Source organism: Mesorhizobium sp. M5C.F.Ca.IN.020.29.1.1 (genome assembly GCF_003997375.1).
Lineage (GTDB): Bacteria > Pseudomonadota > Alphaproteobacteria > Rhizobiales > Rhizobiaceae > Mesorhizobium > Mesorhizobium wenxiniae.
Genome location: NZ_RZSW01000992.1, coordinates 1 through 1,170 on the forward strand (window position 1 = coordinate 1; position 1,170 = coordinate 1,170).

Consider the following 1,170-nt stretch of genomic DNA (forward strand, 5'->3'; position numbering starts at 1 on the left):
GTCTTCGCCGGTTCCGGCGGCTTCAAGACCACCTCAGTGACGATCCCCTCCGCCCTCAAATGGGGCGGCGGGCTCGTCGTGCTCGATCCGTCCAGCGAGGTCGCGCCGATGGTGATCGGCCACCGGCGCAAGGCCGGTCGCAAGGTGATCGTGCTCAACCCCGCCGACGCCGCGACCGGCTTCAACGCTCTCGACTGGATCGGGCGTTTCGGCAGCACCAAGGAGGAGGACATCGTCGCGGTGGCGGCCTGGGTGATGACGGACACGCCGGGCCGAGCCTCGGCGCGCGACGATTTCTTTCGCGCCTCCGCAATGCAGCTTCTGACCGCGCTGATCGCCGACGTCTGCCTGTCGGGCCGTACGGAAGGAAGGGACCAGACTCTCAGGCAGGTCCGCGCCAACCTGTCGGAGCCGGAGCCGAAGCTGCGCGAGCGCCTGACGAACATCTACGAACAGTCCGAATCCGAATTCGTGAAGGAGAACGTGGCGCCCTTCATCGCCATGACGCCGGAGACGTTTTCCGGCGTCTACGCCAATGCGGTGAAGGAGACGCACTGGCTCTCCTATCCGAACTATGCCGCCCTCGTCTCCGGCGACAGCTTCACCACGGACGAGCTCGCTGCCGGCGGCACTGACATCTTCATCGCGCTCGACCTGAAGGTGCTGGAAACGCATCCGGGACTTGCCCGCGTCATCATCGGCGCGCTGATGAATGCGATCTACAACCGCAATGGCGATGTTAAGGGCCGCACGCTGTTCCTGCTCGACGAGGTCGCCCGGCTCGGCTTCCTGCGCATTCTCGAGACCGCCCGCGATGCCGGCCGCAAATACGGCATCACGATGACGCTGCTCTACCAGTCGATCGGCCAGATGCGCGAGGCCTATGGGGGGCGCGACGCCACGTCCAAATGGTTCGAGAGCGCGTCCTGGATTTCCTTCGCCGCGATCAACGATCCTGAGACCGCCGACTACATCTCGAAGCGTTGCGGCGACACGACGGTGGAGGTCGACCAACTCAGCCGCTCGTCGCAGATGTCGGGTTCGTCGCGCACGCGCTCGAAGCAGCTCGCGCGCCGGCCGTTGATCCTGCCGCATGAGGTGATGCGCATGCGCGCCGACGAACAGATCGTCTTCACGGCCGGCAATCCGCCGCTCCGATGCGGCCGCGCC

1 protein-coding gene is annotated in these 1,170 nt (G+C 65.8%); it reads left to right on the forward strand.

What is annotated here, in order from left to right; translation table 11 throughout:
• On the forward strand, positions 1-1,170 hold a 1,170-nt coding region (locus EOA85_RS35700; protein ID WP_164760149.1), incomplete at both ends, for a type IV secretory system conjugative DNA transfer family protein.